6 protein-coding genes are annotated in these 6,771 nt (G+C 71.0%); 3 read left to right on the top strand and 3 right to left on the bottom strand.

Translation table 11 applies throughout. The features are described from left to right. The first annotated feature begins 64 nt into the window (after positions 1-64). Complete coding sequence (locus tag ACHFGS_RS11040; protein WP_394279644.1) at positions 65-1,069, top strand: ABC transporter permease; 1,005 nt, start codon at positions 65-67, stop codon at positions 1,067-1,069. Further along, positions 1,066-2,016 carry an ABC transporter permease gene (locus tag ACHFGS_RS11035; RefSeq protein WP_394279643.1) on the top strand — a complete coding sequence of 317 codons (951 nt, stop codon included), beginning with the start codon at positions 1,066-1,068 and terminating at the stop codon, positions 2,014-2,016. Before ACHFGS_RS11040 ends, ACHFGS_RS11035 begins: the two co-directional genes overlap by 4 nt. Before the next feature lie 55 nt (positions 2,017-2,071). On the opposite strand, the gene ACHFGS_RS11030 is transcribed toward ACHFGS_RS11035, so the two are convergent. The 3 genes from ACHFGS_RS11030 to galT form a co-directional block, all read right to left on the bottom strand. After that, positions 2,072-3,760: an ABC transporter ATP-binding protein gene (locus ACHFGS_RS11030; protein ID WP_394279642.1), complete on the bottom strand. Its 1,689-nt coding sequence runs from the start codon at positions 3,758-3,760 to the stop codon at positions 2,072-2,074. A 131-nt stretch (positions 3,761-3,891) separates the two neighbouring features. Further along, entirely contained in the window at positions 3,892-5,070 is a 1,179-nt protein-coding gene (gene galK, locus ACHFGS_RS11025) for a galactokinase (protein WP_394279641.1), read from the bottom strand. Next, a complete protein-coding gene (gene galT / locus ACHFGS_RS11020; protein ID WP_394279646.1) occupies positions 5,067-6,260 on the bottom strand; it encodes a galactose-1-phosphate uridylyltransferase in 1,194 nt (397 codons plus the stop codon). Before galT ends, galK begins: the two co-directional genes overlap by 4 nt. 195 nt (positions 6,261-6,455) lie before the next feature. On the opposite strand from galT, the gene ACHFGS_RS11015 reads away from it, so the two are divergent. Further along, positions 6,456-6,771, top strand: a 316-nt coding sequence (locus ACHFGS_RS11015) for a LacI family DNA-binding transcriptional regulator (RefSeq protein WP_394289464.1), incomplete at its 3' end; no start/stop codon positions are given.

Below are 6,771 nucleotides of genomic sequence, written 5' to 3'. Positions count from 1 at the left end.
GCCCCCACCCGGGGGGGGGCGGGGGACCCCCCCGCCCCCCACCGCCCATCTTGAAAGCGACACTGTGCTCCGAACCATCGGCAAACGTCTCCTGCTGCTGATCCCCACCCTGCTCGGCATGAGCATCCTGCTTTTCTGGTGGGTCCGCTCCCTCAAAGGAGGCCCGGCCACCGCGCTTCTCGGCGAGAAGGCCACGCCTGAGGCCATCGAGCGCATCAACGAGCTCTACGGCTTCAACCGCCCCATCCTCGAGCAGTACTTCACCTGGATCGGCCGTCTCCTCCAGGGCGACTTCGGCAACTCCATCGCCACCGGACGCCCCGTCCTCGAGGAGTTCCTGCGCCGCTTCCCGGCGACCATCGAACTCTCCATCGCGGCCCTCATCATCGCCGTCGGCGTGGGTGTGCCGCTCGGCTACTGGGCGGCCCGCCGCCACGGCAAGGCCACCGACCATACCGCCGTCGTGCTGAGCCTCGTCGGCATCACCATCCCGGTGTTCTTCCTCGCCTTCATCCTGAAGTACGTCTTCGCGGTGCAGCTGGGATGGCTCCCCTCCGACGGTCGCCAGAACCCGCGCATCGACGCGACGCATTACACGAACTTCTACGTGCTCGACGGGATCATCACGGGCGAATTCGACGCCGCGTGGGATGCCATCCTGCACCTGATCCTCCCGGCGCTCGCGCTCGGCACGATCCCGCTCGCGATCATCGTCCGCATCACGCGCGCGTCGGTGCTCGAAGTCCAGAACGCCGACTATGTCCGCACCGGCAAGGCCAAGGGCGTCTCGCGGGGCCTGCTGCGCAACCGCTTCATCCTGCGCAACTCGATGCTCCCGGTCATCACCACGATCGGTCTGCAGGCCGGTCTGCTGCTGTCGGGCGCGATCCTCACCGAGACCGTGTTCGCGTTCCCGGGCATCGGTTCGTTCCTCGCCAGCGCGATCTTCGACCGTGACTTCCCGGTGCTGCAGGGCTTCATCATCTTCATCGCGATCGCGTACGCCCTGATCAACCTGATCGTCGACATCTCCTACAGCCTGATCGACCCGAGAGTGAGGGTCTCATGAGCGCCGTCCTTCCCCCCGCTGCCGACGGCAGCGCCGCCGCGAGCGTCGACTCCGCCCCCACCGTGGCGGGAGGCTCGCGCGGCGGCTTCTGGCACGACGTCTTCCGGCGGCTGCGCCGCAACCCGACCGCGTGGGTCGGCGCCGTCATCGTGCTGTTGTTCGTGCTCGTCTCCCTCCTCGCGCCGCTGCTCGCGCCGTACCCCGAGACGGCTCTCCCCGGCGCACGCGAGATCACCCCGACCTTCATCCCCGGGCCCGGCGAGCTGGCGGCATTCCCGCTCGGCCTCGACCGGTTCGGCGGCGACGTGCTCTCCAAGCTCATCTGGGGCGCGCAGGCGTCGCTGCAGATCGGTGTCATCTCGACCGCCTACGGCCTGCTCGGCGGCATGTTCCTGGGTCTGCTCGCCGGAACCTTCGGCGGCTGGGTCGACAACCTCATCATGCGTCTCGTCGACATCCTGCTCTCGGTCCCGAGCCTGCTGCTCGCGGTGTCGATCGCGGCCATCGCCGGCCAGAACCAGAACTCGATCATGATCGCCATCGGAGTGGCGCAGGTGCCGATCTTCGCGCGCCTGCTCCGTGCCTCGATGCTGCAGCAGCGTTCGGCGGACTACGTGCTCTCCGCGCAGACCCTCGGCCTCGGCCGCGGTCGGATCACGATGAGCCACGTCCTCCCCAACGCCGTCGGCCCTGTCATCGTGCAAGGCACGCTGTCGCTCGCGACGGCGGTCATCGACGCCGCGGCGCTGTCGTTCCTCGGTCTCGGCGGTGGACGCCCCGAGACGGCCGAGTGGGGCCGCATGCTCACCTACGCCCAGGCGGAACTCGCCATCGCGCCGTGGCTCGCATTCCTCCCCGGCATCTGCATCGCCATCACCGCGCTCGGCTTCACCCTCCTCGGTGAGTCCCTTCGCGAGGCGATGGACCCCCGCACCCGCGGACGCTGACCCAGGGCGGATGCCGCGCGCTCGCGGCATCCGCTCGGTCCTGCCGGTCGGGCGGTCAGACGGCGATGTCGAGCTCGTTGCCGGGGATCGAGGCGAGGAGGTTGCGCGTGTACGGGTCGCGCGGGTTGGTGAAGATCTCTTCGCTGGTGGCGGCCTCGACGAGCTTGCCGTCCTTCATGACGCCGACGTAGTCGCTGATGAGGCGGACCACGGCGAGGTCGTGCGAGATGAACAGGTAGCTGAGGCCGTACTCGTTCTGCAGGTCGCGCAGCAGGGTCAGGATCTGGTCCTGCACCAGCACGTCGAGCGCGGAGACGGGCTCGTCGCACACGATGAGCTCGGGGGAAAGGGCGAGGGCGCGCGCGATCGCGACGCGCTGACGCTGACCTCCGGAGAGCTCCGAGGGGTACCGGCGCAGCGACGACTCGGGCAGCGCCACGTCGTCGAGCAGCTTCCGCACGCGCGCGCTGCGTTCGGCCGACGAGCCGCGCTTGTAGAACTCCAGCGGCTCGGCGATGATCCGCTCGATCGTGAACATCGGGTTCAGCGACGAGTACGGGTCCTGGAAGATGGGCTGCACCTTCTGACGGAACTCGCGCAGCTGCCGTCCCTTGAGGGATGCCACGTCGACGCCGTCGAAGCGGATCACACCGCTCGTCGGCTCGACGACCTTCAGCATCATGCGCGCCGTGGTCGTCTTGCCCGACCCGGACTCGCCGACGATCGCGACGGTCTTGCCGCGCGGGATCGCGAAGGACACGTCGCTAACGGCCGCGAAGTCCTCCTTGCTGCCGCGCACGGGGTAGAGCTTGGTCAGCCCTTCGACCTCGACGATGTTGTCGACGGCGGCACCGGCGGGTGACGCACCGGCATCCGCCGACCCGGTGGTCGACGTGGGCTCGGTGAAGGCTTCGGGGCGCAGGCGTGCGACGGCGACCGACGGGGCGGCCTTCACGAGCGACTGCGTGTAGGGGTGCTGCGGGTTCTCGAGGATCTGGCGGGCGTCGCCCTGCTCGACGATGCGGCCGCGGTGCATCACGATCACGCGGGACGCGCGCTCGGCGGCGAGGCCGAGGTCGTGGGTGATGAGGAGGACGGAGGTGCCGAGGTCGCTGGTCATGCGCCCGAGCTGGTCGAGGATCGTCTTCTGCACCGTGACGTCGAGGGCGCTGGTGGGCTCATCGGCGATGAGGAGGCGCGGGTTGCAGGCGAGGCCGATCGCGATCAGCGCGCGCTGGCGCATGCCGCCGGAGAACTCGTGGGGGTACTGCTTGGCGCGCTCGGCGGCGTTCGGGAGTCCCGCGGCGGCGAGGGTCTCGACGACCTTCTCGTCGACGTTCTTCGGGGTGGCGAGCCCGTGCGCGAGGAGGGTCTCGGCGACCTGGGTGCCGATGCGCGAGGTCGGGTTGAGGTTCGACATCGGGTCCTGCGGGACCAGGCCGATCTTCGCGCCGCGGACGCTGCGCATGACGGACTCGGAGGCCCCGACGAGCTCCTGGCCGTCGAGGCGGATGCTGCCGGCGGAGACGTGGCCGTTGCCGGCGAGCAGGCCGATGATGGCCATCGCTGTGGTCGACTTGCCCGACCCGGACTCGCCGACGATCGCGACCGTCTCTCCGGCTGCGATGTCGAGGTCGACACCCTCCACCGCGTGCACGGTTCCGTCGATGGTCTGGAAGTCGACCGCCATGTCGCGCACCTGCAGAAGAGGAGCGCCGACGCCGGGAGAGGTCTCGAGGGGCATGGGTTCCATCCTGCCTCGTCGAGGCGGATTGTGCATCGCGGCGAGCGTGGCTTTACGGACTCGTAACGCGGAGAGGGGATGCCGCGACGCGGCGCGCGGGGACGGAAAGTGCCGACCCCGCGCCCGAAGCGTCAGCCGTCGCGCCGAGCTCCCTCAGCGGGGCGGACGGTGAACAGGTGCGGCGCGCCGAAGCCGGCATCCGCGAACGCCTTCTCGACCGCGGCGGTCGCCGTGGCGACCGCGCCGTGGTCGACGAGCGCGATCGCCGCGCCACCGAAGCCGCCGCCGGTCATGCGGGCGCCGAGGGCGCCGTGCGCGAGCGCCGTGTCGACGGCGAGGTTGAGCTCGGGCACCGAGATCTCGAAGTCGTCGCGCATCGAGGCGTGGGACGCGGTCAGCAGGTCGCCGATGGCGCGCGGACCGCGCTCGCGGAGCGTGGCGACGGCGTCGAGGACCCGCTGGTTCTCGGTGACGATGTGGCGGACGCGGCGGAAGGTGACCTCGTCGACGCGCTCGGCGACCTCGGGAAGCTGCTCGATCGTGACGTCGCGGAGGGCCGGCACGCCCATCGCGGCGGCGCCCCGCTCGCATGCCTCGCGGCGCTCCCGGTACCCGCCGGTCGAGTGGGCGTGGGCGACGCGGGTGTCCATCACCAGCAGATCGAGACCCGCGCGGGCGAAGCCGAGGTCGACGACCTGGGCCTCGAGGCTGCGGCAGTCGAGGAAGGTTCCGGCATCCGTCTCACCGAGCATGGAGGCCATCTGGTCCATGATCCCGGTCGGAGCGCCGACGGCCTCGTTCTCGGCGCGGCGGCCGGCCTGCGCGAGGGCGACCTTGTCGAGCCCGAGCGACCAGACGTCGTTCAGTGCCGACGCCGTCGAGCCCTCGATCGCCGCCGACGACGACAGGCCCGCACCGACGGGGACGTCGGAGGCGAAGGCGAGGTCGACGCCGGTGACGGATGCCGCGTCGCGCCCGGTCTGCTGCAGCAGCGCCCAGGCGACCCCGAGCGGGTACCGCGCCCACTCTGCGATCTCGTCGCGGCGGGCCGGGAAGAGGTCGTCGAGGTCGGCGATTGCGACCTCGACCGGGACGGTGTCGAACGTCGACACGACGCGGATGCGGGCGTCGCCCCGGTGCCCGAGGGCGACGTGGGTCCGGTGCGGCGTCGCGAAGGGGAATACGAAGCCGTCGTTGTAATCGGTGTGCTCGCCGATCAGGTTGACGCGTCCCGGCGCCGACCAGAGCCCTGCGGGCTCGGCGTCGGTGAGGGAGGTGAAAAGGGCGTAGGCCTCGCCGGCAGCGGTCACAGTGTGACTCTCCCCTCGGTCTCTCCACTCGGCGCTGGCGCGCCGAGCGGAGCCTCGGACCTCGTGGGCCCATCGATTGCGGTGCGGAGGCGCGCGGCGGCGTCCTCGGGCGGGATGTCGCCGATCCAGGCGCCCATGGCGGCCTCGGAACCGGCGAGAAACTTGAGCTTGTCGGCGGCGCGGCGCGGGCTCGTCAGCTGGAGACTGAGTCGCACGGTGTCGCGCCCGACGTGCACCGGCGCCTGGTGCCAGGCGGCGATGTAGGGCGTGGGGGAGTCGTACACCGCGTCAACGCCGCGCAGCAGGCGCAGGTACAGCGGGGCGAGCTCATCGCGCTCCTCGGCGGAGAGGGCGGCGAAGTCGGGCACGTGACGGTGCGGCAGCATGTGGATCTCGAGCGGCCAGCGCGCCGCGAAGGGCACGAAAGCGGTCCAGTGCTCGCCGCGCAGCAGCACGCGCGGACCGGCCTGCTCGAACTCGAGGATCCGCTGGAACAGGTCGGGGGCGGTGCGGTCGATCGAATCGAGCAGGCGCGTGGTGCGCGGGGTGACGTACGGGTACGCGTAGATCTGGCCGTGCGGGTGCTGCAGGGTGACGCCGATCTCCTCGCCGCGGTTCTCGAAGGGGAAGACCTGCTCGATTCCCGGGAGAGCCGACAGGGCGGCGGTGCGGTCGGCCCACGCCTCGATCACCGTGCGTGCGCGGGTGACGGTCTGCGTGCCGAACGACCCGGTGCGCTCGGGTGAGAAGCAGACGACCTCGGTGCGGCCGACGCTTGTGCGGGTGCGGCCGAGGCCGAGGTGCGTGAGGTCGTCGAGTCCACGGGGCGGGTCGGATGCCGCGGGTGCGGAGCCCGTGGCATCCGCCAAGGCCGGTCCGAACGAGGGGGACTTGTTCTCGAAGACGGCGACGTCGTAGAGCGACGGGATCTCGGACGGGTTCGTCGCGGACTGCGGGGCGAGCGGGTCGAGCTCTGCGGGCGGCAGGAACGCGCGGTTCTGACGCGCGGCGGCGATGGAGACCCAGTCGCCGGTGAGGACGTCCTGGCGCATCGTGGCGGTCTCGGGGCGTGGCGCGAGGTCGCGGGCGTCGATCGCGCGGTCGGGGCCGAGGGTCGTGCCGGGGTCGTCGAAGTAGATGAGCTCGCGGCCGTCCGCGAGGAGGGTGGCGCGCTTGACGACGCCGCCCAGCAGGGTGGTGGCGTCGTCAGGGTGGGTCGCGGACTGCGGAGTGTTCACGTCAACACGGTAGCCGACAGGCTGTGTTATCGTCAACACGGGACGCGTCCGCGGGGGTATCGGCGGGCGGTTTTCGGGGCCGCGCGACTCGTTGCGGACAGCCCCGGCGGTGACGGACGGGAGGATGCCGTGGAGCGACGGGTGTCGATGGCCGACGTGGCCGCGGCCGCGGGCGTCTCGGGTCAGACCGTGTCACGCGTCGTGAACGCGAGCCCCCGGGTCGACCCCGCCACGCGCGCGCGGGTCGAAGCCGCGATGGCGTCTCTCGGGTATCGCCCGCACCATGCGGCGCGGGCGCTGCGCACGGGCCGCTCCGGCACGATCGGCGTGGTCGTCGCGACCCTCGCGACCGTCGGCAACTCGCGGATGCTCGAGGCCGTGGCATCCGCTGCGGCCCGGCGCGATCTGGCGGTCACCCTCATCTCCCTCGCCGAGCGGACGGGCATCGCCGACGCCTTAGTAG

Source organism: Microbacterium sp., from assembly GCF_043427715.1.
Taxonomy (GTDB): Bacteria; Actinomycetota; Actinomycetes; order Actinomycetales; family Microbacteriaceae; genus Microbacterium.
This window is presented reverse-complemented; position numbering and strand designations above follow the sequence as displayed.